This is a genomic window from Streptomyces sp. NPDC053426 (assembly GCF_055585405.1).
Genome location: NZ_JBVJKE010000001.1, coordinates 272,389 through 298,417 on the forward strand (window position 1 = coordinate 272,389; position 26,029 = coordinate 298,417).

Consider the following 26,029-nt stretch of genomic DNA (forward strand, 5'->3'; position numbering starts at 1 on the left):
ATGTTCATCCGAGTTCGGCTAGGCGGGCGGCCAGGACGGGACCGATGGCGGCCAGGGACTCGGGCCGGGTCATGTCCTCGTGGCCGCAGTGGACGAGGTGCTCCTCGACGCTTCCCACCACGTGCGGATGCCACAGCCGCGCCGTCAGGCCGTGGCCTTCCGGCTTCCGGGTGGCACGGAAGAGCAGCAGCGTTCCGTGGAAGACGCCGGGGGTGAAGTGCGCGGCCGCCCTGGTGTTGCGTTCGTAGGCCCGTGTCAGGCGCTCCGCGAGGTCGGCCGACCACTCGGCGTCCGAGGAGCCCGCCATCTCCCTGCGCACCGCCTGGCCGGGCGACCCCGACGGCAGTCCCCCGACGTCGTGGAGCGGGTAGGCGTCCAGGACGGCGAGCAGGCCGACCCGCTTGCCCCGGCGCTCCAGCCGCACGGCGATCTCGTGGGCGATCAGGCCCCCGACCGACCAGCCGACGAGGTGGTACGGGCCGTCGGGGCACACCTCCAGCATCCGGGCGAGGTGGTCCTCCGCCATCTCACCGATGCTGTCCGGACCGTGGGCCGGAGGGTCGGCGACGGCCCGCGACTGCAGACCGATGACCGGACGGTCGGCCGGTATGTACGCCGTGAGCCCGGAGAACGACCAGGCCAGACCGCCCGCCGGATGCACGCAGAACAGCGGTGGCAGGCCGCCGCCCGACCGGAGGGGATGCACCGCCTCGAAGTCTCCCCCGGCACCGCGCACCTGGTCGGCCGTCGCGGCGAGCCGGGCCGGCGTGGGCGCCTCGAACAGTTGCCGCAGGCCCACCTCGACGCCGAGGACCGAACGCAGCCGGCTGATCAGCTTGGCCGCGAGCAGGGAATGGCCGCCGAGTTCGAAGAAGTCGTCCTCGACCGAGACCGCCGGCACCCCCAGCACCTCGGCGAACACCTCGCACAGCGCCTTCTCCCGCTCGTCCCGCGGCTCACGCCCGCCGGCCGTGCCGAGGTCGGGCGCCGGCAGGGCCGCGCGGTCGAGTTTGCCGTTCGGGGACAGCGGAAGGGCCTCCAGGACGACGATCGCGGTGGGCACGAGATAGCCCGGCAGCCTCGAGGCGAGCTGCCGCCTCAGCGCCGACGGGTCGGGAACGGCGCCGGGCCCGGGCACCACGTAGGCCAGCAGCCGGTCGTCCCGGACGACGGCGGCCGCCTGGGCGACGCCGGGCAGCGCGGCCAGTTCGGCCTCCACGTTGCCGGGCTCGACCCGGAACCCCCGCACCTTGACCTGGTCGTCGGACCGCCCGAGGAAGTGCAGCCGGCCGTCGCCGTCATGGCGTACGAGGTCTCCGGTGCGGTACATCCGCGTCCCCGCCGGGCCGTACGGGTCGGCGACGAACCGCGACGCGGTCAGGGCCGGCCGGCCCAGGTAACCGCGGGCGAGTGCCGGGCCGCTGACGTACAGCTCTCCCGGAACACCGGTCGGGACCGGGCGCAGCGAGGGGTCGAGGACGCGCAGCCCGACCCCGTCGACGCCCGTGCCGATCGTGGGAGGTCCGTCCGGGTCCAGCGGCTCGCTCATGGTGGCGCAGACCGTGGTCTCGGTGGGTCCGTACGCGTTGAGCAGGCGGACCCGGCCGGCCAGCCGGCGAACGGCGTCGCGGGGAAGCGCGTCGCCCGCGACGGCCAGGGTGGTCAGGGCCGCCAGGCTGTCGTCGGACATCAGCGGCAGGGCGGCCGGGGGCAGGGTCAGATGGCTGACGGAACGCGCTGCGAGCAGTTGTGTCAGCGGGGCGCCCGGCATCAGTTCCTCCTGCGGGGCCACCACGAGCGCGGCGCCGGCGAGCAGGGCCATGCACAGTTCGGAGAAGGCGGCGTCGAAGCTCGGTGACGCGAACTGCAGGACCCTGCTGCGTTCGTCCACCGCGAACCCGGCGATCTGGCTCCCGGCGAGCCCGGCGATCCCCGCGTGCGTCACGACGACGCCGTTGGGGCGGCCCGTCGAGCCGGAGGTGTGGATGACATAGGCCGGGTGACCGGGCGTCAGGGACGCGAGCCGGTCGCCGGGGGCCAGGTCGGCGCCGGACTCCCGGGCGATCCGGGCGGCCGTCTCCGGGTCACCGAGCAGGGCCGGGTCCACGACCAGGCCCGGCCGGGCGTCGTCGAGCACGAGCCGGACGCGCTCGGCGGGGTATGCCGGATCGACCGGGAGGAAGGCGGCACCGGACTTCAGCACCGCCAGCGTCGCCACGACCTGCTCCACGGACCGTGGCAGGCGCAGCGCCACCAGGCCCTCGGGTCCGGCGCCGGCCGCGACGAGGTACCGGGCCAGCCGGTTCGCGCGCCGGTTCAGCTCGGTGTAGCTGATCTCGTCGTCGCCGCAGACCAGCGCGGTGCGGTGCGGAGTGCGCCGCACCTGTGCCTCGAACAGGTCGGGGAAGACCGCCGGCCGGGGGCCGGCCGTCCCGGACCGCAGGGTCTCCAGCAGCGCGCCCTCGCCCGGCAGCAGGATGTCGGCCGAGCTGATCGGGGCCTCGGGCCGGACGGCGACGTGCCGCAGCAGTCCGACGAACCGCTCGGCCATGCCCTCGGCCGTGGAGCGGTCGAACAGGTCGCTGCTGTACCGGAGCACACCGCGCATTCCCCGGGCCCCGGTGGCGTCGCGCTCCTCGACCAGATCGAACTCGAGGTCGAACTTGGCGGCGGGCACCTCGACCTCGTGGGCCTCGGCCCGGATACCGGCCAGTGCGGGGGGCGTCGCCGAGCCGTTGCGCAGCGCGATCATGACCTGGAAGAGCGGGTGACGGGCCGGGGTCCGCTCGGGGTTGAGCGCCTCGACCAGCATCTCGAAGGGCACGTCCTGGTGGGCGTAGGCGGTCAGCGCGGTCTTGCGCGCCCGCTCGACCAGCTCGCCGAAGCCGGGATCGCCGTGCGCGTCGAGGCGCAGCACCAGCGTGCCGGCGAAGAAGCCCACCAGGTCGTCCAGCGCCTCGTCGGTCCGCCCGGAGACCGGTGTCCCCACGGGGATGTCGGCGCCCGCGCCGAGGCGGACGAGCAACGCCGCGACCGCCGCGTTCATCACCATGAACGTGCTGGCACCGAGGGTGCCCGCCAGCTCCGTGAGCCGCCGGTGCGTCGTGGCGTCCACGTCGAAGCGGACCGCGCCGCCCCGGTGGCTGGGCACCGCCGGCCGGGGTCGGTCCGCCGGGAGCGTGAGCTCGGCGGGCAGCCCGGCCAGTTCGTCGCGCCAGAACGCCAGTTGGCGCGCCAGGGGGCTGTTCTCGTCGGTCTCGGTGCCGAGGCGGTCGCGCTGCCAGATCGCGAAGTCGGCGTACTGCACCGGCAGCGGCGGGAACGGGGGTTCACCGCCGTTCGTCCTGGCGCGGTAGGCGGTCGACAGATCGCGCAGCAGCACCTCGGTGGACCCGCCGTCCGTCGCGATGTGGTGGAACACGAACAGCAGCACGTGCTCGTCGGGCTCCCGGACGATCAGGGTCACGCGGACCGGGATCTCCCGGGCCAGGTCGAAGCCGCGGGCGGCGAGGGCGGTCAACTCCCTCTCCAGCGTGGCGTCGTCGGCACCGTCGTGGTCCACGACGTCCAGGTCCGGCCAGGTCTCGGCCACGACCTGCCGCGGCTCGCCCTCACTCTCCGGGAAGACGGTCCGCAGGCTCTCGTGCCGCCGGATCACGTCGCGGACCGCGTCCGCGAGCGCCGTACGGTCGAGGGCACCCGACAGCCGGACGGCGACCGGCACGTTGTAGGTGGCGGACGGCCCCTCCAGACGGTTCAGGAACCACAGGCGGCGCTGGGCGAACGACAGCGGGACGGTCCGCGGGCGCGGCATCGGCGCCAGCGGCACGCTCGTGTGGTCCGACTCGCCGATGCGGACGGCCAGTTCCTCGACGGTCGGTGCTTCGAAGACGGTCCGCAGCGGCAGGTCGACGCCGTACCGGGCCCTGATCCGGTTGGTGAGCTTCACCGCCATCAGCGAGTGGCCGCCGATGTCGAAGAAGCTCTCGTCCACGCCGACCGCGCCGGCACCGGCGAGCTCGGCGAAGACCGCGCACAGTTGCTCCTCCAGCGGGGTGCGGGGCTCGCGACGGGGGCGCTCGCCGGACCCGGGGTCCGGTGCGGGCAGCGCCTTGCGGTCGAGTTTGCCGCTGGACGTCAGCGGCAGCGATCCCACGGTCACGATCACGCCCGGCACCATGTGGTCGGGCAGCATCGAGGCCAGTTCGCGGCGCAGCCGCGCGGTGTCCGCCGAGGCGTCCGGGGCGGGGACCACGTAACCGACCAGCCGCTGGTCGCCGTCGGCCGTGCCACGCACCGCGGCGGCCGCCTCGGCCACGCCCGGCATGCGGCGCAGCGCGGTCTCGACCTCGCCCAGTTCGACGCGGAACCCGCGGATCTTCACCTGGTCGTCCACGCGCCCCAGGTAGTCGATCTGCCCGTCGGTGGTCCACCGCACCAGATCGGCGGTGCGGTACATGCGGGTCCCCGGCTCGCCGAACGGGTCGGCGACGAAGCGCTCGGCGCTCAGCGCGGGCCGGCCGAGGTAGCCGCGGGCCACGCCGGAGCCGGCGATGTAGAGCTCTCCGGGGACCCCGGCCGGCACCGGCTGCAGACGGTCGTCGAGGACGTACACCCGGGTGTGTGTCAGCGGGCGGCCGATCAGCGGCCGGCCCGCGCCGCCGTCCGAGTACCAGGCGGTCGAGTAGACCGTGGCCTCGGTGGGGCCGTAGATGTTGGCCACGGCGCAGCCCGGGACGGAGCGCCGGATCTGCTCCACGACCTCCTCGGTCAGCGCCTCGCCCGCCAGCACCATACGGTCCACCGCCAGCACCGGCTCGTCCGTGGCCGGCGCCGGTTCCGCCGCGGCCTCCCGCAGCAGCACCGATACGACCGACGGCACGCCGCTCGCCAGGCTTCCGGTGAACGGCCGGTCCGCGACCGCCAGCAGGTCCCGCGCCACCTCGATGCTGCCGCCCGCGGCGAGCGGGGCGAAGATCTCGAAGACCGAGACGTCGAAGCTGAGCGAGGTCGCGGCGAGCACCCGGGCCAGGCCGTCGCGCCCGAAGGCGGCCACCGCCCAGGCGACCAGGGCGGCCATGCTGCGTCGGGAGACCACGACGCCCTTGGGCCGGCCCGTGGAGCCCGAGGTGTGGATGACGTAGGCGGCTCGGTCCGGGTGCTGCCCGGCGTCGCCGAGGTGGTCCGGGGAGAGGGCGTCGACCGTGGCGCGTTCCCCGGGGTCGTCCAGTACGAGCCTGGTCACGCCGTGGGCCTCCGGCAGGAGTGCGGCGGCGTCGGACGTCGTCACGAGCAGGACCGGTGACACGTCCGCGAGCACATACGCGTTGCGCGCCGCCGGGTAGCCCGGGTCGACGGGCAGGTAGGCCGCTCCGGTCTTCAGCACCGCGAGCAGCACGGCGATCGTCTCCGCGGAGCGCGGCACGGCGACCGCCACGAACCGCTCCGGTCCCGCGCCGAGGCGCACGAGCCTGCGTGCCAGCCGGTTCGCCTCGGCGTCCAGCCGGGCGTAACTCCACTCGACTCCCCGGCACACCACCGCCACGGCCTCGGGCCGCTCGGCGACGCGGGCCTCGAACAGGGCGACCGGGTCCCCGCCGGGAGGGGTGGCGGAGCCGGCCGGCGGTGCCGGCAGGGCGTTCCCGTGGTGCAGGAGCCTCTCCCGCTCCCCCGGTTCCAGGATGTCGACGGCCCCGATGCGGACCTGCTGGTCCCGTGCCACGGCCGCCAGGAAACGCACCAGCCGGCCGGTCAGGCGCTCGACGCTCTCCGGGTCGAACAGATGGGTGCGGAACACCACCCTGCCCTGCATCCCGTCGGGCGCCCTGTCCGGCGTCAGCCGTTCGCGCAGTTCGATGTCGAGGTCGAACTTGGCCCGGTCCGGGCGGACATCGAGGGCCTCGGCGACCAGGCCGGGCAGCGCGAGGTCCGGCTCGACGTTGTTCTGCATGGTGAGCATCACCTGGAACAGCGGGTGGCGCCCCATCGACCGCGGCGGGTTCAACACCTCCACGAGCCGCTCGAACGGCACGTCCTGGTTCGCGTAGGCGGCCAGGCTGTTGCGGGAGACCCGCTCCAGGAGGTCGGCGAAGGCCGGGTCCCCGCCGGTGTCGACGCGGTGGACCAGGGTGTTGACGAAGAAGCCGACCAGGTCGTTCAGGGCCGCGTCGCCGCGCCCGGCGATCGGGCCGCCGAGGGGGATGTCGGTCCCGGCGCCGAGCCGGGTCAGCACCGCGGCCAGTGCGGCCTGGACCACCATGTAGAGGCTGACGTTGTGGCGGCCGGCGAGTTCCCTGAGTCCGGCGTGCAGTTCCCGGGGGACGGTGAACGTGGTCACCGCGCCGGCGTGGTCGGCGGCCGCCGACCGGGGGCGGTCCGCCGGAAGCGCCAGCTCGGCGGGCAGCCCGGCCAGCGTCTCGGCCCAGTAGGCGGTCTGACGGGCGAGCTCGCCGGCCGGGTCGTCGTCGGCACCCAGCAGCGACCGCTGCCAGAGGGTGTAGTCGGCGTACTGCACCGGCAGCGGGGGGAAGTCCGGGGCGCGTCCGGCAAGCCGTGCGGTGTACGCGGTGACCAGGTCGCGGGCCAGCGGAGCCATCGACCAGCCGTCCGCCGCGATGTGGTGCACCACGACGAGCAGTACGTGCTCGTCCGCACCGGTCTTGAACAGGGTGGCCCGGATCGGCACCTGGTGTGCGAGGTCGAAGCCCTCGGCGGCGGCCTCGGCGAGCACCCGGGCGAGATCCGCTCCGGCGGCCCGCGTCGGCGGCAGTTCGACGGCCGCGTCGTCGAGGACGACCTGGCACGGTTCTCCGTCGCTGTCGTGGAAGACGGTGCGCAGGCTCTCGTGCCGTGCGACGACGTCCCGGAGCGCGGCCTCGAGACCGGGCCGGTCCAGCGATCCGGTCAGGCGCAGCGCCATCGGGATGTTGTAGACGCCGGTCGGTCCTTCGAGGCGGTGCAGGAACCACAGGCGGCGCTGGGCCGGGGACAGCGGGACGACCGCGGGGCGCTCGGCCGCCGTCAGCCGCGGCCTGCCGGCCCGCTCCGCGGACGCGATCACGCGGGCCAGGTCACTGACGCGGGGCGTCTCGAAGACGGCCCGTACCGAGAGTTCGGCGCCGAAGACCGAACGGACGGAGTTGACCAGGCGGATGGCGAGCAGCGAGTGGCCGCCGAGGGCGAAGAAGTCGTCGTCGGCACCGACCCGCGGCAGTCCGAGGACCTGCCCGAACAGCGTGCACAGCTGTTCCTCGTACGCGTCGCCCGGAGCCCGGCCCGAGGCCTCGCCGGCGAAGTCGGGCGTGGGCAGCGCGGCCCGGTCGAGCTTGCCGTTCGCGGTGACCGGGAGGGCGTCCAGGACCACGAACATGGACGGCACCATGTAGTCGGGGAGCCGCCCGGAGAGGTGGCCGCGGAGCAGCAGGCCGAGTCCGCCGGACTCGCGGAACGTCACCGGGCTGTTGATCAGCGGGCCGGTCCGGGGCCTCGGAGGGGCCTGGGGCGGCCGGGTCGGGACCGGCATGTCATCGGGGAACGTCTCGGTGTCCAGCAGGAGATGGTCGAGCGCGCCGTGGTCGGCGTCCGTCGCGGACCAGGTGGTGACCGTACGGAAGCCGTGTCCGGCGGCGAACCTCTCGACGTCGGCGGGGTCGACGCCCGTCGGCCGCGCGAGCGCCGCGCGGACATCGTCGAGGCTGTCGCCGGCGAACAGCACGTGCGCGGCGGCGGCCTCGTGGGCGACCCTGCGGTTCGGCACCCCGACCAGGCGCAGCGCGGCGGGCCGTTCGCGCTCCAGCAGAGCGGCGATCCCTTCGAGACCGCCCGCCTCGGTCCACGGCACCAGGCGGGCGTCGACCGGCGTGACGGTCCTCTTGTGCAGCACGACGTCGTAGCGGTACCGGCTCAGCTCGTTGTGGAACTCCGCGCGCTTGGCGCGGACGTCCACGCAGCCGACGTCCGGGAAGACGTCGCCGAGGGTGTGGAAGTACTCGGGAGTGACCAGGAGTTCCTTCTCGCGTACCACCCGGCGGTCGACGGCGCGCCGCAGTGCCGCGGCGTCGCCGGCCGTCGCGCCCGCGGCCTCCACGGCGGTGTGGAACGGCCTCAGCAGTCCCAGGTGGCGGATGTCGCCGAGGAAGACCGCACCGCCGGGAACGAGCAGTTCCACCACCTGGCGCAGGACCGATTCCAGGTACTCGGCGTTCGGGAAGTACTGGACGACGGAGTTGACGATCACCGTGTCGAAGAACCCCGTGGGCAGGCCGGACATGTCGTCGGCGCCCTGCTGCCGCAGCCGTACCACGTCCGCCAGCTCCGGCCGGGCCGCGACCTCACGGCGCAGCGTCCCGATCGCCTCGGCGGAGAAGTCGGTGCCCCAGTACGCCTCGCAGCCGGCGGCGAGCTGCGACAGGATCAGACCGCCGCCGACGCCGATCTCCAGCACCCGCCGGGGCGTCAGGGACCTGATGCGCCCGACCGTGGCGGCCTGCCACTCCGTCATCTGCTCCAGGGGGATCGGCTCGCCGTCGTAGCTGCTGTTCCACCCGGAGAAGTCCTTGCCGAACGCGGCCTGCGGCGCGGCGCCGTACATCGTGTCGTAGATCTGCTGCCACTCGGCGACCTGCGCGCGCTTGCCCTCCTCGAGCCGGTCCTCCTGCCCGGCCCAGTCCGGCACCACGTATCCGACGAGCCGGGTCTGCCCGGTGTGGTCCTCGCGGGCCAGCACCTCGACCTGGGCGACCGCCGGGTGACGGCTCAGTTCGGCGGCCACCTCGCCCGGTTCGACCCGGAAGCCGCGCACCTTGACCTGGTCGTCGGCGCGGCCGGCGAACTCCAGCTGCCGCGCGCGGTTCCAGCGGCCGAGGTCGCCGGTGCGGTACATCCGGGTGCCGGCGGGGCCGTACGGCGAGGCGACGAACCGCTCCGCGGTCAGGTCGGGGCGGGACAGGTAGCCTCGCGCCAGGCCCGCGCCCTCGATGTAGATCTCGCCGACCACTCCCGGCGGGACCGGGCGCAGCCGCTCGTCGAGCACATGGATCCGGGCACCCGCGAGTGCGTGGCCGAGGGGCAGCCGGCTGCCGGCGGTGTACGGCGCGCCGACCTCGAACTGCGCGGCGCACAGGGTGGTCTCGGTCGGTCCGTAGAGCTGCCGGAAGACCACGCCGGGGCAGGCGCGCAGCAGGTTCTCGACTGCGGACGGCGGGACCACGTCGCCGCCGGCCAGGACCTCGGACACCCCGGCCAGGCATTCCGGCGCCTCCTCGGCGACCACCCGGAACAGGCCGGCGGTGAAGTGGACGGAGGTGATCCGCTCGGCTTCGATCAGCCGCGCCAGATCGTCGACGCCGAGCCTGCCGCCGGGTGCGAGGACCACGCAGCCGCCCTGGGTGAGCGGGACCCACAGTTCGTAGTCGGAGATGTCGAACGCGTAGGGGGCGTGCATCAGCACCCGCTCGTGCCGGCCGCTGTGCCAGCCGGGGTCCTCGACGAGGGCGAGCAGCCCGGAGTGCGGGATCGCGACGCCCTTCGGCGTGCCCGTCGATCCCGAGGTGTACATCACGTAGGCCAGCTGCCCGGGGTCCGTGACGCCGGGCGGCGGGGCGGCCGCCGGACCGGCCGGCGGGTCCGACGGCGTGACGAGCAGGACCTGCCGGTCCCCGGCCACGTCGTGGACGTCGCCGGTGCCGTCGGCCAGCACCAGGCCGACGCCCGCGTCGTCCAGGATCCACCGGAGCCTCTCCGCCGGATAGGCCTCGTGCAGCGGGACGTGGACGCATCCCGCCTTGAGCACGCCGAGGACGGCGACGACGAGTTCCGGCGAGCGTTCCAGGAACACCCCGACCGGGGTCTCGGGCCCCGCCCCGGCGGCGGCGAGACGCTCCGCGACCGCGTCGGACCGCGCGTCGAGCTCCTGGTACGTCAGGGCGCGTGGCCCCGCCTTGACGGCGACGGCCCGCGGCCGGGACCGCACCTGGTCGCGGATGAGGTCCAGTACGGTGCGCCGCGGCGGAGCGGGGAAGGCGCCGCGGGCGGCCAGCCACTCGCGTTCGGAGTCCGACAGGACGTCGAGGGCGCCGATCCTGGCCTGCGGGTCGGCGGCGAACGCTTCCAGCACGGCCACGAGCCGGTCCGCGATCTCCGCGACGGTCCCGGTCTCGAACAGGTCGGCGGCGAACTCGACCGCTCCCCCGATGCCCAGCGGCCGGCCGTCCTCGCCGAACCGCTCGCGCAGGTTGAACGCGAGGTCGAACTTGGCGGACACCGTGGCGTCCGGCTCGACCGTGGCGTCCAGGCCGGGGAAGTCGAGCGTGGCCGCCGCGTTGTTCTGCAGGGCCAGGAAGACCTGGAAGAGCGGGTGGCGGGCCAGCGAGCGTACCGGGTTGAGCACCTCCACCAGCCGCTCGAACGGCACGTCCTGGTTCGCGTAGGCGGCCAGGTCCGTCTCCCGGACGCGGGCCAGCAGCTCGGCGACGGTCGGGTCGCCGGAGGTGTCCGTCCGCAGCACGAGGGTGTTGACGAAGAAGCCGATGAGGTCGTCCAGAGCGGCGTCGGTGCGCCCGGCGATCGGTGTGCCCAGCGGGATGTCGCAGCCGCCGCCCAGCCGGGTGATCAGGGAGGCGACGGCGGCCTGGAGGACCATGAACAGGCTGACCCCGTGTTCCCTGGCGAGGTGGAGCAGGCGCCCGTGCAGCTGAGCCGGGACCCGTACCTCGACCGTGCCGGCGGTGGAGCCCAGCACGGCCGGCCGGGTGCGGTCGGCCGGCAGGTCCAGGTCCAGCGGCACACCGGCCAGTGCCTGCTTCCAGAACCCGGTCTGCCGGGCTATGGGGCTGTCGGGGTCGTCCTCCGTCCCGAGCAGGTCCCGCTGCCACAGCGTGTAGTCGCTGTACTGCACGGGCAGCGGACGCCAGTCGGGCGCCCGTCCGTCGACGCGCGCCGCGTACGCCGTCGCGAGGTCACGTGACAGGGGGAGCATCGACCAGCCGTCGCCCGCGATGTGGTGCATGACCAGCAGCAGCAGGTGCTCGGCCGGGGCGACTTCGAAGACGTGGACCCGGATCGGCAGGTCGGCGGCCAGGTCGAAGCCGCGTCCGGCGATCTCGGCCGGAGCGGTGCGCGACGCCTCCTCGCCGAGGGGGAGGAACTCGACCAGCGGCCGGGCGTCCTCCGCTTCGACGATCCGCTGCGCCGGGATCCCGTCGGCCTCGACGAACAGAGTGCGCAGCGACTCGTGGCGCGACACGAGGTCGTGGACCGCAACGGTCAGCGCGTCACGGTCGAGGTCGCCGCGGACCCGGATCACCCGGGAGACGTTGTAGGCGGAGGAGCCGGGGTCCATCTTCTGCAGGAACCACATGCGCCGCTGTGCGTAGGACAGCGGTACGGCCGCGGGACGGTCCTGGGCGCGGCGCAGGGCCGTGCGTGCGCGGCCGGCGCCGGCCAGCCGCGCGGCCAGTCCCTCGGGCGTGGCCGTCTCGAAGACGGCACGGATCGGCAGCTCGGCGCCGAAGGCCACGCGGACCCGGCCGACCAGGCGGGTGGCCAGCAGGGAGTGCCCGCCGAGGCGGAAGAAGTCGTCGTCGGCGCCGACCCGTTCGAGGCCGAGCAGCTCCGCGAAGATCGCGCACAGGATCTCCTCCTGCGGCGTGCGGGGGTCGCGTCCGGTGCGCCCGCCGGCGAGGTCCGGTGCCGGCAGTGCCGCGCGGTCCAGCTTTCCGCTGAAGGTCAGCGGGATCGCGTCCAGGCTCACCACGGCCGTGGGGACCATGTATTCGGGCAGCACCTCGGCCGCCCCGCGCCGGATGCCGGCGAGGTCGGGTGCCGCGCCGGCCGCGGGCACGACGTACCCGACGATGCCGGGTCCGCCCGGCAGGTCGTCACGCAGCACCGCGACGGCGGCCAGCACCTCGGGCTGTTCGGCCAGGACCGCCTGGATCTCGCCGAGTTCGATCCGGAACCCGCGCAGCTTCACCTGGGCGTCGACGCGTCCGACGTACTGGAGCTGCCCGTCCGGCCGCCAGTACGCCACGTCTCCCGTCCGGTACATCCGCTCTCCGGGCGGGCCGAACGGGTTGGCGACGAAGCGTTCCGAGGTCAGCCCGGCGCGTCCCAGGTAGCCGCGGGCGAGGAGGGGGCCCGACACGTACATCTCGCCGGGGACGCCGACGGGTGCCGGGCGCAGCCATTCGTCGAGGACGTAGATGCCGGTGTTCCAGTACGGCCGGCCGATCGGGACGGGGCCGCCGGGGAGCTCGGTGCCCGCGGGGATCCGGTGTTCCGCACAGTTGACCGTGGCCTCGGTGGGACCGTAGGCGTTGATCAGCTCCACCTCGGGGTGGGCCGAGCGCCACGCGGTGACGGCCTCGCCGTACAGCGCCTCGCCGCCGAGCATGAGGGTGTCCGAGGGCGAGAAGCCTGCCGGGAGTTCGTCGAGGATCGGCAGATGGCTGGGGGTGGCCTTCAGGAAGCCCGGTGGGGAGGGGACCTCCTGGTCCCGTGTCCCGGCGAGGTCGAGCACCCCGACGCGGACGCTGCCGCCGCTCACCAGCGGCGGGTAGATCGATGTGACGGTGGCGTCGAAGGAGATCGACGCGTGCAGCAGGGTGCTGCCGGTCGCGCTGGGTCTGCCCGCGGCCGGGTAGGCCGCGCCGGCCCAGGAGGCGTAGGCGGCCAGCGCCGCGTGCGGGATGCCGACGCCCTTGGGGCGTCCGGTCGATCCCGAGGTGTAGATGACGTAGGCCAGCTGCTGCGGTCGCGGCGACGCGGGCGGTGGCGTCGGCTCGTCGGCGGCGAGCCGGCGGGCGGTCCCGGGGTCGTCGAGCAGCAGCACCGGCGGGCAGGACCGAGGCAGCCGGCCGGCGAGGGAGGCCACGGTGACCACGACGGCCGGGCGGGAGTCGTCGAGCAGGTAGGCGATGCGCTCGGTGGGGTAGTCGGCGTCGACCGGGACATAGGCCGCGCCGGACTTCAGGGCTGCCAGCGGTGCCGCGACCAGATCGGCCGTCCTGGGCAGCATCACCGCCACGAACCGCTCCGGTCCGGCACCCCGCTCCGCCAGGATCGCGGCGAGCCGGTCGGTCCGGGCGTCCAGTCGGGCGTATGTCAGCGTTTCGGGGCCGCAGACCACCGCCGCGGCGTCGGGGGTGGCCGCCGCCTGGGCGCGGAAGCGGTCGACGACGCCTTCGAAGGGGACGTCGCGCGGGGCGCCGTTCCACTGGCGCAGCACCAGGTCGCGTTCGGCGGCGTCGGTCAGCTCGGCCCTGGAGAGGGCCAGGTCCGGACGGAGCGCGAACGTGGTGAGCAGCCGGGTGAACCGGGTCGCGATCGCCTCGGCCGTGGCACGGTCGAACAGGTCCGACCGGAAGTCCAGACGGCAGCGCAGTCCGGCGGGCTCGCCCGCGTCGGTGAACCGCTCGTGGACGTGCACCGCCAGGTCGAAGCGTGCCACCGGGAGCTGCCGCTGCTCGGCCGTGACCGCCAGGCCCGGCAGCTCCGGCGTCACCGCCGTGTTGTTCTGCACGGCCAGCAGCACCTGGAACAGCGGGTGACGGGACGTCGAACGCCGCGGGTTGATCGCCTCCACCAGCCGCTCGAACGGCACGTCCTGGTGGCTCAGGGCACCCAGGGCGAACCGGCGGACCCGGCCGACGAGGTCGGCGAAGGCCGGGTCGCCGGAGGTGTCGGCGCGCACCACCAGGGTGTTCACGAAGAACCCGACCAGGTCTTCCAGCGCTTCCTCGGTGCGTCCGGCGACCGGGACGCCGATCGGGATGTCGTCTCCGGCGCCGAGCCGGGTCAGCAGAGCGCTGAGGCCCGCGTGGAGCACCATGAACATGCTGGCTCCGCGCTCGCGGGCCAGCGCGGCGAGACCGCGGTGGGTGTCCGCGTCGACGTCGAACGGCACGAAGCCGCCCTCGCGCGCCGACCGGGTACCGCGCGGACGGTCGAACGGCAGCGCCAGTTGGTCCGGCAGGCCGGCCAGCGCGGTCCGCCAGTGGGTGAGCTGCCGGGACAGGCGGCTCGACGGGACGTCCTCGTCGCTGAGGAGGTCCCGTTGCCAGAGCGCGTAGTCGGCGTACTGCACCGGCAGCGGCTCCCAGTCGGGCGCCGATCCGTTCCTGCGGGCGGTGTAGGCGGTGGCGACGTCGCGGGCCAGGGGGGCCATCGACCAGCCGTCGCCCGCGATGTGATGGACGACCAGCAGCAGCACGTGCTCGGTGGGGCCGAGTTCGAACAGGGTGGCCCGCAGGGGGATCTCCCGCGCGAGGTCGAACGGCTGCGCCGCGGCCTCGTCGAGGAGCCGTTCCAGTTCCCCGGCGCCGGCCGGCACGACCGGCAGCCCGACGTCCCGCGCCGGTTCCAGGATCACCTGCTCCGGCTCGCCGTCGTGGTCGTGGAAGACCGTGCGCAGCGCCTCGTGCCGCTCGACCAGGTCGGTCAGGGCCGCCCGCAGCGCGGCACGGTCCAGCTCACCGCTCAGCCGCACCTGGAGCGGGAGGTGGTAGGCGACGCCGCCCTCTCCCATCTGTTCCAGGAACCACAGCCGGCGCTGCGCGAACGAGAGCGGGATCATGCTGTGCTCCTAGGAGACTCGTCGGGCGCGGGGCACCAGGGCGGGGCGGGGCGGTTCGGCGGCGGCCGCCTCGAGCGCGGCGGCGACGTGCTCGTCAAACAGCCGTGCGACCGTCTGGGCGTCGAACAGCGCGCGCAGGTCGAGGTCGATGCCGAGCGCGGAACGCACGCGGCTGATCAGCTTGACCGCGGTCAGCGAGTTGGCGCCGAGGGCGAAGAAGTCGTCGTCGATGCCGACCTCCGGCAGGCCCAGCAGGTCGGCGGCGATGGCGCAGAAGGCCGCCTCGGCCTCGGTCCGCGGGCCGCGGCCGGCCGCCTCGGGGGCGGTACCGGGGTCCGGCAGGGCGCGGCGGTCGAGCTTGCCGTTGGGGTTGAGCGGCAGCCGGTCGAGGACGACGCCCGCCGAGGGGACCATGTAGGGCGGGAGCTCGGCGCCGAGGCGGGCCGCGAGTTCGGGCCACTGCGGGGCGGCCCCCTCGTCGGGGACCACGTAGGCGACCAGCTGCTTGACGTCGGCGGATTCGCCGCGGGCCAGGACGACCGCGTGGCGGACGCCGGGCAGCCGGCCGAGCACGGTCTGCACCTCGCCGGGCTCCACTCTCAGACCTCTGACCTTGACCTGGTCGTCGGCCCGCCCGAGGTGTTCCACCACACCGTCGCGGGTCCACCGGCCCAGGTCGCCGGTGCGGTACATCCTGGCGCCGGGGCCGCCGAAGGGGCTGGCGACGAAGCGGTCGGCGGTCAGGTCCGGGCGTCCCAGGTAGCCGCGGGCCAGACCGACGCCCTCGACATAGATCTCGCCGACCGCGCCGACCGGCACCGGCCGCAGCCGGTCGTCGAGAAGGTGGACCCTGGTGTTCGGCAGGGTCCTGCCGACCGGCGGCGCGCCCGTCTCCTCGCCGTCGGAGAACCACGCGGTCGCGTAGACGGTGACCTCGGTCGGGCCGTAGAGGTTCGCGATCCGGCAGCCCGGCACGGCCTGCCGGACCCGGGCTGCCAGGGACTCGGTCAGCGCCTCGCCCGTGAAGCCGATCGTTCTGGCGTCGAGGCCGACACCGGGCCCGCTCAGCAGGGTCGACATCACGGACGGCACCGAGCCGGCGTATCCGCCGGACAGCTCCCGCCCGCCGAGGGCCAGCGGTCCCGACAGCAGTTCGACGCAGCCGCCGGCCAGCAGCGGCGCGAAGATCTCCAGCGTCGACGGGTCGAAGCTGAGCGAGGTCGCCGCAAGCGTGTGTGCCAGGGTGTCGGCGCCGAGGGCCTCGACGGCCCAGCCGATGAAGTTCACCATGCTGCGCCGCGAGACGACGACGCCCTTGGGGCGTCCGGTGGAGCCCGAGGTGAAGATGGCGTAGGCCGGGTTGTCCGGACGCAGGGGCGTGGTCCGGTCGGCGTCGGTGAGGCGTCCGGCGGGACGGGCCGCGAGGTCCCGCGCCACCTCGGGATCGTCCAGGAGCAGCCGGGTGGTCTTCGGCGCCGCCCCCAGCACGGACTCGGTGTCCCGGGTGGCGATGGTCAGCACGGGGTCCGACAGTTCGAGCATGTACGCGATCCGCTCGGCCGGATAGGTCACGTCCAGCGGTACGTACGCCGCGCCGCTCTTGAGGACGGCGAGCAGGGTGACGAGCATGTCGGGGTTGCGCGGCAGGGCCAGGGCCACGAACCGCTCGGGGCCCGCCCCCGCCTCGACGAGCCTGCGGGCCAGCCGGTTCGCGCGGGCGTCGAGGTCGGCGTAGCTGACCGACTCGCCGTCGTGGAGCACCGCGACGGCCCGGGGAGCGCGGTCGGCCCGTGCCTCGACGAGTTCCGAGATGTCGGCGTCCGGGACCGCCCGCTCGGGTCCGTACCAGCCGCCGAGCAGGTTCGTACGCTCGTCCGGCAGCAGGAAGTCCAGTGCGCCGACCGGTGTGTCGGGGTCGGCCTTCGAGAGTTCCGTCAGCAGCACCGCCAGGCGGTCGCGGTGGGCTTCGAGCACCGGCGTGTCGTACAGCCGCGGGTTCGCGTCGAGGCACACGCGCAGCCCCGGGACGCTGGCACCGCTGTAGACCGCGAGGTTGAAGTCCTCGACGGGACCGTTCGACAGGATGTTGACGCTCGAGCGGGCCTGCCCGAACATCAGGTCGTCCTGGAAGCGCAGGACGTCGACCGAAGGCCCGTACAGCCGCTGTCCGCCGGTCAGCTTCAGGTCGCGCCGCAGGTCCTCGAAGCGGTAGCGCTGGTGGGCCAGCGCCTGTTTGATCTCGTCGGCGGTGCGTCGCAGGAAGGCACCCACGCCCAGGTCCGGGTCGATGTCCAGCCGCAGCGGCACCACGTTCGCCGCCATGCCGACCGTGCGCTTCTGGACGGCCCCGAAACGGGCGGCGACCGGCAGGCCGATGACGACCTCCCGGGTCCCGCGCATCCGGCCCAGGTACACCGCCATCGCCGCGCAGATCGCCACCGAGTGGGTGGTGCGCACGCCGCGCGTCAGCTTCTGCAGCCCGTCCAGGACCTCGGCACCGATCTCCGCGGTCACGCGCAGGAAGGTGTGCGCGGGCAACGCCGTGGTGTCCGCGAGTCCCTGCACCTCGCCGGCTCCGGCCATCCGCTCCGTCCAGAAGGCGCGGTCGGCCGCGAACCGGTCCGAGGCGCGGTATTCGGCGTCCGCGTCCAGCAGGCTCGCGGCCGGGCCGAGGGCGGTGTCCTGGACCGGCTCCCCGGCTTCCATGGCGTTGTAGATGTCCGCGACCCGGCCGGCGACCAGCGAGGAGGAGTAGCCGTCGCAGACGATGTGGTGGGCGCGGTTGAACCAGAACCAGCGGTCGTCCGCGGCGCGGAACAGGAGGCAGGAGTAGAGGGGGTCCTTCTCCAGGTCGACGGGCCGGGCCATCTCCTCCCGCATCACGGCCTCGGCCGCGGCCTGCGGATCGGTCTCGCCACTGACATCCACCAGAGGCATCGACCACTCGCGCTCCGCCGGGACCTGCATCGGGCCGTCCGCCGTCTCCACGAAGCCGACGTGGACGGCCTCGCTCTCCTCGACCGCCCGCGCCACGGCCGCCCGCAGCAGGTCCGGGTCGACCGGACCGGTGATGTCGAGGTACTGGCAGCCGGAGAAGATCGGGTTCGCCCGGTCCAGCCGCTGGGCGAACCACATGCCGGCCTGAGCCCCTGATACGGGAAGCGGAGTCGTCGTGCGGGTCATCTCATCTCACCTTCGGTGGACGCTGAGCGGATCAGGTACGACGGAAACGGCCGGTGATCAGGCGACGAGGGAGGCCAGGCGGTCGACGACCTCGGCGGGGCTGGGCATGGCCCGTATCTCTTCCCGGACCTCGTGGGCCGCGGTCCGGAAGGCCGGCTCGTCGAGCACCCGGGCCAGGTTCTCCCGCACCTCGGCCGCGCTGATCCGGTCCGGGGGCACCAGGGCCGCGACCCCACGGGCGGCCAGCACCCGGGCGTTGGCGGGCTGGTCGGCGGTCTGCGGCAGGACGACCTGCGGCACGCCGAGGGCGAGGCTCGTCATGGAGGTGCCGGCCCCGGCGTGGTGGACGACGGCCGAGCAGGTCGGCAGCAGCGCGCCGAGCGGCATCCAGCCGACGACGCGCACGGCCTCCGGCAGCTCGCCGATCCCCTCCAGGTCGCTCTCCCCCATCGCCACGACGACCTCGACGCCCAGACCGGCGAGTTCGACGAGGATCTCCCGGACCACCGCGACATAGAGCTGCTTGAGCTCCGAACCGGCCGGGAGGTTGCCGAGAACGCTGCCCATCGTGACGCAGACCCGCGGTCTGCCGGGGGCGGCCAGCACCCAGTCCGGGAGGACACGGCCCTCGTTGTAGGGCACGTAGCGCAGCGGCCACTCGGTACCGGTGTCCCGTCCGCCCAGGCCGGCGGGCCTGATGTCCAGCACGGCGGCCGGTTCCCTCCATGGCTCGCCGATGCCCAGGCGTTCACGGGTGGGCAGCAGGTACTCCGCGACGGCCCTCCGGTACGTCACCGCCTGCTCGTCGGGGCCGGCCCAGGCGAGCCGGACGCTCTGCTCGACGTACGGGATGCCCAGCCGGGTCGCGACCAGTTCGCCGGCTCCCTGTTCGAGGGTGGACACCACCAGGTCCGGCCGGAAGGCCTCGGCGGCCCGCAGCAGGCCGTCGGCCATCGCCTCGCCGAACATGCCCATGCCGCTGCGCCGGGGCCGCTGCCCGTCGGGGGCGGCCAGGACGGCCTGACTCGCCGCCAGGAAGTCGGCGTGCACGTCGGTGTCCGGGGCCGCGTCCACGGTCCAGAAACCGCCGGCGGCCACCGACCGTGACGTGCCGCCGGTGTTCATCACGAGGACCTCGTGTCCCGCGGCCCGCAGGGCCCAGGCCAGGGGCACGGTGGGCAGGAACAGCCCGGCTCCGGGCGCGGCCGTCGACAGGACGCGCATCAGCGGTCCGCCACGCGGCAGGCGACGGGGAGCTGGACCGGACCGATGAGGCCGACCGCGGGGTGCAGGACGGTGCCGTCGAGAACCCTGATGTCCCGGGTGCGGCCGAGGACGCCCTCGACCGCGATCCGGCTCTCCAGCCGGGCCAGCGGCGCGCCGAGGCAGAAGTGGATGCCCTTGCCGAACGCGCGGTGCGGATTGGGGTCGCGGTGGATGTCGAACCGCGCCCCGTCGGTGAAGACCCGCTCGTCACGGTTGGCGGAGGCCAGCCAGACGCAGACGTTCCCGCCGGCCGGGATCTTCGTACCGCCCAGCACGGTGTCCACGGTGGCCACCCGCTGGTCGCGGACCAGCGCCGGACGCCAGCGCAGCACCTCCTCGATGGCCGGCTGCAGCAGACCGGGGTCCGCGCGCACCTCCGCCATCGCCTCGGGGTGTTCCAGCAGGCACGTCACGGTGTTGCCGACCATCAGGGAGGTCGACATGTGACCCGCGATCAGGAACATGGCGATGACCCCGAAGATCTCGTCGTCGGCCAGTCGCCTGCCCTCGACCTCGACACGGGCCAGCGTCGAGGTCAGGTCGTCGCGGGGGGTGGTGCGCCGGTCGGCGATGTGTGCCATCAGGTAGTTGCTGGCCTCGGTGAGCAGCTCGCCGATCCTGCGCATCGCGGCCTCGTCGACCGTGCCCAGCTCACCGAACGGCCGTGAGCCGATCAGGCCGTCGGACCAGGTCCAGAACACCTTGTGGTCGGCCTCGGGGATGCCGAACAGCTCGGCGATCACCGCGGCGCTCAGCTGGCTGGCGAAGTCCTGGGCGAGGTCGAACCGGACCTCGTCACCGGGTCCGGCCTCGCCGAAGACCGTGTCCAGCAGGTTGTCGGAGAGTACGCGGATGCGTGGTTCGAGGCGGGTGATGACGCCCGGGGTGAAGGCCTTGTTGACCAGGCTCCGCATCTTCGTGTGCAACGGCGGGTCGACCCCGATGAAGTTGCCGCGGGCGGCCTGTGCCAGCCTCTTCTGGTCCTCCGGGATCAGCGCCGTCTTGTCGCTGCTGAAGGTCTCGTGGTCCGAGAGGACCGCCATCGCCTCGTCGTAGCGGAAAACCTCCCAGACGTTGGGCTGGCTGCTCGCTCCGGCCGCCTCGTGGGCACGGCGGTCCTCGAAGTAGGCGAACAACTCCTTGATCCGTGCGTCGGCGGGCAGCTTGGTCAGGGCTTCGAAGTCCATGGCGGGTTCCTCCACGGCGACGCGAGGACGCGTCCGGTCGATGAATGACGTTCAGGTGCGCGTGGCGGGACCGCTCTCCGCGGATCGGGCGACGACCGTGTCGCCGCGTACCAGGCCCGATCCGTCCGGGGCCCCGGCCGGATCGGCGCCCACGGCGTCGATCCGGTTGCCGGCGTCGACGAAGACGATGCGCGGCTGGAACGAGCGCGCCATCTCCTCGGCCACGGCCGAGTAGGAGATGACGATCACGAGGTCCCCGGGGGCCACGAGGCGGGCCGCCGCTCCGTTGACCCCGATCACGCCGCTGTCCCGTTCCCCGGTGATGACGTAGGTGGAGAACCGGTTGCCGTTGTCGATGTCGACGACGTCGACCTTCTCCCCGGGCAGCAGGTCCGCCGCCTCCATCAGCGCGGCGTCGATGGTGATCGAGCCGACGTAGTGCAGGTCGGACTGAGTGACCGTGGCTCGGTGGATCTTGGACTTCAGCATGTCCCTGAAGGTGACTGGCGTCGCAGCCATCAGGACGGCCTCCCCCGTGAGTTGGTCTCGATCGCCTGGGCACGCTACGGGCGGTGGATCAATGCAGGCAGCACCGATCGGGTACACCGATCGGGCACCCCGGCCGGCGCAGTGCCCGGCCGTCCCCGCTTGGGATAGTCGAGTGATCGTTCTGGCGTAGAGACGGAGAGCAATGAGCACTCACGTGACCGCGGGCGAGGACCTGGATCTCGCGTATGTCGAGTTGTACGTGGACGACCTGGAAGCCGAGCGCGACGCCTTCGTGGAGCTGTACGACTTCGAGGTCGTCGGCACGGCCGGCTCGGCCGCGCAGGGCTTTCGGAGCGTGGCACTGACGCAGGGCGGCTCCACGCTCGTGCTCACCCAGGGCCTGGCCGACGAGCACCCCGCCTCCTTGTACGTCCTCTCCCACGGTGACGGCGTGGCCGACATCGCGATGCGCACCGCCGACGTACCCGGCGTCTTCGCGGCCGCGGTGGCGGCGGGCGCGACGCCGGTGGCGGAGCCGCGCGCCGGCGCGGACGGCCTGTTCACCGCGACGATCCGGATGCTCGGCGATGTCACCCACACCCTGGTGCAGACGTCCCCCACCGGGCAGGGCGGTCCGCCGCCGGGGTTCACCCCCGCGCCGGCGCCCGCGGCACAGACACGGACGAGGACGCCTCGGCGCCCCGGGGACGCTCTGCACCTCGACGTGGTGGACCACTTCGCGGTCTGCGTGCCGGCCGGGACCCTCGACCGGACGATCTCCCTGTACGAGTCCGCCCTCGGCTTCCGGCAGACCTTCGAGGAGCGGATCACCGTCGGCGCCCAGGCGATGGAGTCCAAGGTGGTGCAGAGCGTCTCGGGCACCGTGACCTTCACGATCATCGAGCCGGACCCGGAGCTCGAGGCCGGGCAGATCGACGAGTTCCTGAAGAACCACGGCGGCGCGGGCATCCAGCACGTGGCCTTCGCCACCGACGACATAGCCCGGACCGTCGCTTCGATGCAGCGCCGCGGCGTTGAGTTCCTCTCGACCCCGGGCGCGTACTACGACCTGCTGCCGGACCGGATCCTGCCCGGGACCCACGGCGTCGATGAGCTGCGGGAGCTGAACATCCTGGTCGACGAGGACCAGGGCGGGGAACTGTTCCAGATCTTCACCCGCTCGAGCCATCCCCGCCGCACCCTGTTCTACGAGGTGATCGAGCGGGCCGGCGCCCGGCTCTTCGGTTCCAACAACATCAAGGCCCTGTACGAGGCGGTCGAACTCGGGCGCTCGGGGAACTAGCGCCGATGGCACCGACAACGGACGCGGGCAGCGTCGCGGATCTCGAACCCGCGGCCCGGGAACGGCTGGCCGGGGACATCTGGGACTTCATCGCCGGCGGCAGCGGCGACGAGACCACCCTGGCCGCGAACCGCGCCGCGCTGGACCGCATCACACTCGTCCCGCACGTGCTGCGCGACCTGTCGGAGCGTCATACGCAGTGCGAGCTCTTCGGGTTCCGCGCGTCGGTGCCGGTCGCCGTCGCACCCATCGCCTACCACCGGCTCGTCCACCCGGACGGTGAGATGGCCACCGCCCGTGCCGCCAGGCGCGCCGGTGTCCCCCTGACCGTGTCCACCATGAGCAGCACGTCGCTGGAGCAGGTCACCGAGGCCGGGGGGACGGTCTGGTTCCAGCTCTACCCGCTGCGGGACCGGCAGCGGACCCGCGCGCTCGTCCGCCGGGCGGAGGACGCCGGCTGCGCGGCGCTGATGGTCACGGTCGACGTGCCGTGGATGGCGCGGCGGCCCCGGGACATCCGCAACAGCTTCAGCCTCCCGCCCCATGTCAGGGCCCCGCTGCTGGGGGACGAGGACGGGGCGCCGGACGCCCGCAGCAGGGTTCCGCACGCCTCGGCGGTGGCCGAGCACACCCGGGCCGCCTTCGCCCCGTTCACCTGGGCCGACCTGGCCGAGCTGCGCCGTGCGACGTCGCTTCCGTTGATCGTGAAGGGTGTTCTCGCGCCCGACGACGCCGTACGGGCCGTCGAGGCCGGCGCGGACGGCGTCGTCGTCTCCAACCACGGTGGCCGCCAGCTCGACGGCGCGATCCCCACCGCCGACGCGCTGGGCGCGGTGTGCGAGGCCGTCGGCGGGCGCGGGACGGTCCTGTTCGACAGCGGAGTGCGTTCCGGGACCGACGTCCTGCGGGCCCTGGCCTGCGGCGCCGACGCCGTACTGGTCGGCCGCCCGGTGCTGTGGGGCCTGGCCGTCGAGGGCGAGGCCGGCGTGCACCGCGTACTGACGTTGCTGCGGCGGGAGTTCACCGACGCCCTGGGCCTCGCGGGATGTCCCGACCCGGCCGCGGCCCGGGAACTGGCGATATGGAGGCGACCGGCGTGATGGCGACAGCCGCCGTGGCGGATCTGCACGCGTCCTTGGCCGACCCGGCCCTGGACTCGATGAACTTCCTGAACGAGATCGCGAACGACTACCCCGACGCCGTCTCGTTCGCCCCGGGACGGCCCTACGAGGGGTTCTTCGACACCGCGCTCATCCACGACTACCTGCACCGTTTCGAGCAGCACCTGCTCGTGGAGCGGGGGTTCACCCCCGAGCAGGTGTGCCGGGTCCTGTTCCAGTACGGGCGCACCAAGGGTGTCATCGACGACCTGGTCACCAGGCATCTGGAGATCGACGAGGGGATCCACGCCGAGCCGGAGTCCGTCGTCGTCACCGTGGGGTGCCAGGAGGCGATGTTCCTCGTCCTTCGGGCGCTGCGGGCCGACGACCGGGACGTCCTGCTCACGGTGACCCCGGCCTACGTGGGCATCGTCGGCGCCGCGCGACTGGCCGACATGCCGGTGGTCGGCGTGGACGGCGGGCCGGCCGGGATCGACCTGCCCGCGCTGGCCGGGACGGTACGGCGGCTGAGGGCCGAGGGCCTCCGTCCGCGCGCCTGCTACGTCGTGGCCGACCACTCCAACCCCTCCGGTGTCAGCCTCTCCCCCGCCGACCGCCGGGCGCTGCTCGACCTGGCCGCCGCCGAGGACTTCCTGATCCTGGAGGACAATCCGTACGGGCTCTTCTCGGCCGACGACGAGCGGCCGCCTACGCTCAAGGCGATCGACTCGGGGCGGCGCGTCGTCTACCTCGGTTCCTTCGCCAAGACCGGCATGCCCGGGGCCCGCGTGGGCTACGTGGTCGCCGATCAGCCGGTGGCCGGTGGCGGCCTGCTCGCCGACCAGCTCGCCAAGATCAAGAGCATGCTGACCGTCAACACCTCTCCGATCGCCCAGGCGGTGATCGCGGGCAAGCTCCTGGCCCACGGCTGCAGTCTGGTGAAGGCCAACCAGCCCGAGATCGCCGTCTACCGGCGCAACCTGACGCGTCTTCTGGAAGGCCTGGCCCGCCGCTTCCCGGCCGACGGCCCCTCGGGCATCGGCTGGAACCGCCCGCGCGGCGGTTTCTTCCTCGTGCTGTCGGTGCCGTTCGAGGCGGACGACTCCCTGCTGGAGCGGTCCGCCCGCGAGTTCGGCGTCCTGTGGACGCCCATGCGGCACTTCACCACGGGTGCGGCCGCCCGGTGCGCGATCCGCCTGTCCTTCAGCGTCCTCACCCCCGAACAGATCGACGAGGGACTGGACCGCTTCGCTGCCCTGGCGGCCTCGATCGCCCGAAGAGGTGACGTGCGACCTCGCGACACGGACACTCCCCTTCGGTGAGCCGGACAATGGCTCGACACGCGACGCGTGTCGCAGGCGAAGAGGGAGGAATCGAGCAGGTGCTGACTTTGAGGGCAGTGAGCAAACGCTACCGGCGCGGCCGCCCGGTGCTCGTCGACGTCGACTTCCGGACGTCGCCGGGTGCCGTCCAGGCCGTCACCGGGGGCAACGGCTCGGGCAAGTCGACGCTGCTGCGGATCCTGGCCGGCGTCTCACGGCCGACCTCCGGCACCCGCTCCGGTGATCCGGGGGTCATCGGCTACGTACCGGACCGCTTTCCGGCGGGCACCCGGCTGTCGGCCCGTTCCTACCTCGCGCACATGGGACGCATCAAGGGGCTGCCGAGCAGGCGTTCCGTGTCCCGGGGCACCGAACTTCTCTCCCGCCTGGATCTGGTGGGCGGATTCGAGACGCCGATCCGTGACCTGTCCAAGGGCAACGCGCAGAAGGTCGCCGTGGCGCAGGCCCTGCTGGTGCCACCGCGGCTGCTGATCCTCGACGAGCCGTGGTCGGGCCTGGACGCCTCGGCGCACGGGGTGCTGGCGTCGGTCATCACGGAGGTCGCCTCCGGCGGCGGGACCGTGGTCTTCACCGACCACCGGGAGGCCGTGACCCGGTCCGTGGCGACCGAGGTCTACCGCATCGAGGCGGGACGGCTCGGCGAGGCGTCGGCCGTGACGCCGGGCACGGCGGATCCTCGGACCCCGATGTCGGAGGTCGTGCTGCGCGCGCCGGGCTCCTCCCCCGCCGCCGCGCTCGTCGACGCCCTGACGGGGGTGGAGGGCGTGCGGTCGGTGACCCCCGAAGGGGAGCGCGGTGTCCGGGTCCGGGTGCTGCGCGGCCACTGCGACACGCTGCTGCTTACGGCGCTCCACGCCGGCTGGTCCGTCGACGCGCTCCGGCACGACGCCGTCGTCCCCGCCCCGGCGGACGGGTGGGTGACCCGATGACCGCCCTGTACCGCTACAACATGGCCACCGTGCTGCACTCCCAGCGTTATGTGCCGCCCATGGTGTTCTTCCTCGGCCTGCTCGCCATTCTCACCAGCAGCGGCAGCGGCCCGCTGCTGGGGGCGTACCAGGCCGCCGCCGGGTCCGTGCTGGCCTGCGCGACCTGGATCGCCGCCGCGGTGGTCAACGTGGAGGAGCCCGTCGGACGGGCCATGGTCGTGGTGAACGCGCGCCGTTCGCGCGACGTGCTCGTCGCCGCCGTCGCCACCTCGGCCACGTTCTGCGTCGGCATGATTCTGATCGGCCTGGTCTATCCGGTCGTCTCCGGCTCGCACACCGTCACCTGGCAGGCGGTGGCGCTCGGCGCCGCCGCACAGCTGATCTGCGCCTGCGTCGGTATCGGGCTGGGGCTGCTGTGCTCACGGCTGGTGATCGGCCGGCCGGGCTTCTCGGTGGCGGCCGGGCTCGCGCTGGTGCTCGCGGTGATCCTCGCCAAGCCGGTACCGCCGGTCTATCCGATGCTGCACTCCATGGCCGGCGACCGCAGGCCGGCCGACCTGGTGCTGCCGTTCGCCGGCTACGGCGTGGCCGGCCTTGCCGTACTGGCCGCGGCCACGGCAGTGACGCAGTACATCGCCACCCGAGGGGACTGAGGGG

At 73.4% G+C, this 26,029-nt stretch carries 10 protein-coding genes; 5 read left to right on the forward strand and 5 right to left on the reverse strand.

Translation table 11 applies throughout. The features are described 5' to 3' along the window. Window positions 1–4: 4 nt before the first annotated feature. From ACZ62B_RS01090 to panD, 5 genes are read right to left on the reverse strand one after another with little or no spacing between them, the layout of a single operon-like run. Entirely contained in the window at window positions 5–14,572 is a 14,568-nt protein-coding gene (locus tag ACZ62B_RS01090; RefSeq protein WP_469689075.1) for an amino acid adenylation domain-containing protein, read from the reverse strand. 9 nt (window positions 14,573–14,581) lie between these two features. Next, on the reverse strand, window positions 14,582–17,755 hold the full coding sequence (locus ACZ62B_RS01095) for an amino acid adenylation domain-containing protein (protein ID WP_469689076.1): 3,174 nt from the start codon (window positions 17,753–17,755) through the stop codon (window positions 14,582–14,584). Window positions 17,756–17,812: 57 nt separating this feature from the next. Continuing rightward, window positions 17,813–18,979, reverse strand: coding sequence for a nucleotide disphospho-sugar-binding domain-containing protein (locus tag ACZ62B_RS01100; protein ID WP_344560004.1), 1,167 nt, complete (start codon window positions 18,977–18,979; stop codon window positions 17,813–17,815). Continuing rightward, window positions 18,979–20,208, reverse strand: a complete 1,230-nt coding sequence (locus ACZ62B_RS01105; protein ID WP_344560005.1) for a cytochrome P450 — start codon at window positions 20,206–20,208, stop codon at window positions 18,979–18,981. The genes ACZ62B_RS01100 and ACZ62B_RS01105 overlap by 1 nt, the downstream gene beginning before the upstream one ends. Window positions 20,209–20,259: 51 nt before the next feature. Then, on the reverse strand, window positions 20,260–20,727 hold the full coding sequence (panD, locus tag ACZ62B_RS01110; protein ID WP_344560006.1) for an aspartate 1-decarboxylase: 468 nt from the start codon (window positions 20,725–20,727) through the stop codon (window positions 20,260–20,262). A 172-nt stretch (window positions 20,728–20,899) separates the two neighbouring features. Here panD and hppD point away from each other — a divergent pair, with 172 nt between their 5' ends. The 5 genes from hppD (at window position 20,900) to ACZ62B_RS01135 (ending at window position 26,025) form a co-directional block, all read left to right on the forward strand. Further along, window positions 20,900–22,000 carry a 4-hydroxyphenylpyruvate dioxygenase gene (gene hppD, locus ACZ62B_RS01115; protein WP_344560007.1) on the forward strand — a complete coding sequence of 367 codons (1,101 nt, stop codon included), beginning with the start codon at window positions 20,900–20,902 and terminating at the stop codon, window positions 21,998–22,000. A gap of 5 nt (window positions 22,001–22,005) precedes the next feature. Beyond that, a complete protein-coding gene (locus tag ACZ62B_RS01120; RefSeq protein ID WP_344560008.1) occupies window positions 22,006–23,100 on the forward strand; it encodes an alpha-hydroxy acid oxidase in 1,095 nt (364 codons plus the stop codon). Then, window positions 23,100–24,422, forward strand: a complete 1,323-nt coding sequence (locus ACZ62B_RS01125) for an aminotransferase-like domain-containing protein (RefSeq protein ID WP_469689077.1) — start codon at window positions 23,100–23,102, stop codon at window positions 24,420–24,422. The genes ACZ62B_RS01120 and ACZ62B_RS01125 overlap by 1 nt, the downstream gene beginning before the upstream one ends. Before the next feature lie 77 nt (window positions 24,423–24,499). Continuing rightward, window positions 24,500–25,372 (forward strand): ATP-binding cassette domain-containing protein, encoded by an 873-nt coding sequence (locus ACZ62B_RS01130; RefSeq protein ID WP_469689078.1) that lies wholly within the window; start codon window positions 24,500–24,502, stop codon window positions 25,370–25,372. Next, window positions 25,369–26,025 carry a hypothetical protein gene (locus ACZ62B_RS01135; RefSeq protein ID WP_469689079.1) on the forward strand — a complete coding sequence of 219 codons (657 nt, stop codon included), beginning with the start codon at window positions 25,369–25,371 and terminating at the stop codon, window positions 26,023–26,025. The genes ACZ62B_RS01130 and ACZ62B_RS01135 overlap by 4 nt, the downstream gene beginning before the upstream one ends. Window positions 26,026–26,029 lie beyond the last annotated feature (4 nt).

Excerpts from the sequence above, each read along its gene's own strand:
- ACZ62B_RS01125 (WP_469689077.1), top strand. The coding sequence starts at position 23,100 with ATGGCGACAGCCGCCGTGGCGGATCTGCACGCGTCCTTGGCCGACCCG.
- ACZ62B_RS01105 (WP_344560005.1), bottom strand. The coding sequence starts at position 20,208 with ATGGACTTCGAAGCCCTGACCAAGCTGCCCGCCGACGCACGGATCAAG.
- ACZ62B_RS01135 (WP_469689079.1), top strand. The coding sequence starts at position 25,369 with ATGACCGCCCTGTACCGCTACAACATGGCCACCGTGCTGCACTCCCAG.
- hppD (WP_344560007.1), top strand. The coding sequence starts at position 20,900 with ATGAGCACTCACGTGACCGCGGGCGAGGACCTGGATCTCGCGTATGTC.
- ACZ62B_RS01100 (WP_344560004.1), bottom strand. The coding sequence starts at position 18,979 with ATGCGCGTCCTGTCGACGGCCGCGCCCGGAGCCGGGCTGTTCCTGCCC.
- panD (WP_344560006.1), bottom strand. The coding sequence starts at position 20,727 with ATGGCTGCGACGCCAGTCACCTTCAGGGACATGCTGAAGTCCAAGATC.
- ACZ62B_RS01095 (WP_469689076.1), bottom strand. The coding sequence starts at position 17,755 with ATGACCCGCACGACGACTCCGCTTCCCGTATCAGGGGCTCAGGCCGGC.
- ACZ62B_RS01120 (WP_344560008.1), top strand. The coding sequence starts at position 22,006 with ATGGCACCGACAACGGACGCGGGCAGCGTCGCGGATCTCGAACCCGCG.
- ACZ62B_RS01090 (WP_469689075.1), bottom strand. The coding sequence starts at position 14,572 with ATGATCCCGCTCTCGTTCGCGCAGCGCCGGCTGTGGTTCCTGGAACAG.